The sequence below is a fragment of the Sphaerisporangium sp. NPDC088356 genome (assembly GCF_040685555.1).
Taxonomy (GTDB): domain Bacteria; phylum Actinomycetota; class Actinomycetes; order Streptosporangiales; family Streptosporangiaceae; genus Sphaerisporangium.
Window position 1 is genome coordinate 1 of record NZ_JBFBIK010000242.1, and the last position, 3,117, is coordinate 3,117.

The 3,117-nt window shown below is 67.7% G+C and carries 2 protein-coding genes; both read right to left on the minus strand.

The genetic code is table 11. From position 1 onward, the window contains the following. Nucleotides 1-162 precede the first annotated feature (162 nt). On the minus strand, nt 163-2,286 hold the full coding sequence (locus AB0O34_RS36490; protein WP_363923531.1) for a GDSL-type esterase/lipase family protein: 2,124 nt from the start codon (nt 2,284-2,286) through the stop codon (nt 163-165). Between the two features lie 271 nt (nt 2,287-2,557). After that, nucleotides 2,558-3,117 (minus strand): DUF72 domain-containing protein (locus AB0O34_RS36495; protein ID WP_363923533.1); only part of this gene is annotated, 560 nt, incomplete at its 5' end.

The window sequence follows — 3,117 nt, forward strand, 5'->3', positions numbered from 1 at the left end:
AGTCTAACTCGCCCTGCTTTGCTCCGTCAACGGTGCAAAAACTCTGTCTGTGACTGGGGCGGGGGCTGGACGGCGAGGTGGAGGACCTCGTCGTCCAGCCCGGGCGGATCAGCGCTCTCGGGTGCGGGACCGGACAGCGGTTGTCCGCTGTCCGCGGTGTCTTCAGCCGGAGTTGATCCAGGCTCGGGTGGAGCCGGTTTGGGGGTCGACGTCGAGGTAGTCGGCCCGGCCGTCGCCGTTGAGGTCGGCGAACTGGATCCGGGTGCCGTCGACGCCGACACCGCTGGCGACCTGTCCGCCTGGGATCCAGTGCCAGTCGCCCCCGCCGGCCTTGGGGCCGCCGTTCTGCCAGACCTGAACGGAGCTGTCGTACTTCACTAAGTTGCCCTGGGGGTCAGGCGGGTTGTTGCCCTGGGGGTCAGGGGGGTTGTCGCCCTGGTCGTTGCCCTGGGGGTCAGGCGGGTTGTTGCCCTGGGGGTCAGGGAGGGTTTGGTTGGGGTCGCCCATGAGGACGTAGTCGGCGGACCGGGTCCCGTAGAGCGGGGCGAAGAGGACCCGACTGCCTTGCGCGCCGACGCCGCCGGCGATGGTGCCCTGCGGGACCCAGTACCAGTCGCCGCCGCCGGGCTTGGGGCCGCCGTTGAGCCAGGCCTGGACCGAGCTGTCGCCATTGACCTTCACGTAGTCGGCCTTGCCGTCGCCGTTGATGTCGGCGTAGATGACCCGGCTGGTAGCTCCGCCGAAGGTCCCGGACGCGATGGTGCCCTGGGGGAACCAGCCCTTGACGGGGCCGGCAGCCGAGGTCCCGCCGCCAGATGCTGCGATCCAGCCGGCCTGCGCCACCTTCACAAGGCCGCCGTAGAACGCTCCTGCCATCTTCAGGTAGCCGGAGTCATTGGGATGCAGGAGGTCGGCCAGATCAGTGAGCGTCACCGCGCTCATGTTGACCATGTAGACGTGCTTGCCGGCGGCCCACCGCGCCCCTGTCTCCAACTGGATCGCCTCGTTGAACCGCAGGATCCGCGCCTGGGTCGCCCACCAGTTGGACGGGACGATGGTCGAGACCAGGAGGGTCACATTGGGGTCGGCCCGGAAGATCTGGTCGATGAGGCCGCCGAGCCTGGCCGGTGCACCGTCCGGGTCGATGTTGCTGTTCATGTCGTTGGTGCCGATGTGCAGCAGCACCACGTTGGGCCGATACGTGGCCATCGCCGAGTCCGTAATGGCGGCGATCTGGGAGATCGTCCAGCCGGAGCGTCCCTCGTGGGCGTCGGGCGCCGGGCCCGAGTGCTGCGAGCCGACGAACGTGACGGTGGCTCCGTCTTCTCCCAGCAGGTCGTTGAGAGTTGACCGGTAACCGCCTCCGGTCGAACTGCCCGCACCGTAGGTGATCGAGTCGCCCAACGCCATGATCCGCAGATTCCGCTGAAGGTTCGAGGTAACCCCAGCCCATGCCGCCGTCTCTTCGGCGATGAGGTCTTCCAGCTCCTGGAACTGCAAGCCGAGCTGCTCCACCCTGGTGGCGACCACGCCTCCGAACCAGGAGTCGAGCCAGGGCACCTGGGACCTGATCCAGATGCCGGCCTTTTTGATGGCTTCGGCGAGATTGGCCTTCGCCCACGGGGCGAGGTACTTCTCCCAGATGAAGCCCCCGGCCAGTCCGAGTATCCCGGCGATGATGATGTCCCTGGTCGCCTCAGGGGAGCCCAGGTCTCCCGCGAACGCGTGCGTCACGAGCGCCGCCATGATGCCGCTAATGGTGGCTTGGAGGGGGGTGCAGACCAGCGGAACGATCGTGGCGCCCACCCCGCTGGATACCAAGGACGCGATGCACAGCATCCTGAGCCCGTATCCCACGATCCAGGCGATCGCCGTAGCGGCGATCTGCTGCCAGAAGCCGGAGGTGGTGATCTCCCCGGCCGGGATGGTGAGGACCAGGCCGGCGCCGTTGGAGGTCACGTCCACCGTGCCGCTGAAATTCGGCCACACCGAGGTGTCGACGGTGGTGCTCACTTGGCTTTGGCTGTCCGCGACCGCCTGCTTGAGCGTGTCGCCCAGTCCGCCGTGCTCTCTGATTTCTGCCTGCATCTCCGGGACGATGTCCCGCAGGACGGCAGGGTTCACGCCGAGGTCGGAGGCGTTGAGAGTGATGGTGACATCCCGGGCGGCCGCTCGCGCCGGCGTGGCGGGAGCGAGGCACACCACCATCGCGATGGCTACCACGATGGACAGCATGGAGATCAGGACATGACGGGAAAAAAGCGCCAGTTTGTGCGCTTTATACATATTCCACCTGTAAGGGAGTGTGCGGGAGGAATGGGTGGCTGAGGCTGCACAGGAACAAATGGCCATCCATGGCTGCTATTCATCCGATAGCGATCATAGGCTGAATGACCACGGGGTGAATCCTGTCCGAATGGGTTGCCGGTGAGGCCAGCCCGGACGGCATGCAGCACCTGCTTGGAAGGCGACGGTGCTCAGCGTCAATTCGGCCTGGAGCAGGCCGTGGATCGGGGGCTGTGTCGCCTGCGGTCAAGGCTTTTGGAGTCGCGAAACGTCACCGCAGGGCCGCGCTCTCGGGGAGGCTCTCCGGGGTACGGCTCACCGGCAGGCCGTCCGCGCGTGCCAGTTCGGCGAAGCGGACGGCGTTGCGGACGGCGGCGCCGCCGGGGTCGTTGTTGAAGTAGACGTACACTTCGTGGCCGGGGTCCCAGGCGTCGCCGATCCGGTGCAGCCACGACCGTAGCGAAGCCTCGCCGTACGACGGCCAGGGTGTGGCGCGGCCCTGGTGGAGGCGCAGGTATCCCCAGTCGGTGGTTCGCCACAGCGGGGTCACGGGCCTGCTGAGCACGTCGGCCCAGCACAGCGCCGCGCCGTGTGACTCCAGCACCTCCCGGACGGTGTCGGTCCACCACGAGGGGTGCCGGGGCTCGACCGCCACGCGCACGTGGCCGGGGAAGCAGCGCAGGCACGCGTCCAGCCGCTCCGGGTCCGCCCGCAGGGTCGGCGGGAGCTGGAGCAGGATGGGCCCGAGCTTGGGCCCGAGCCCCTCGGCCGCGCCCATCAGCCGCTGGACCGGTTCCTCGGGTTCCTTCAGCCGCTTGATGTGGGTCAGGA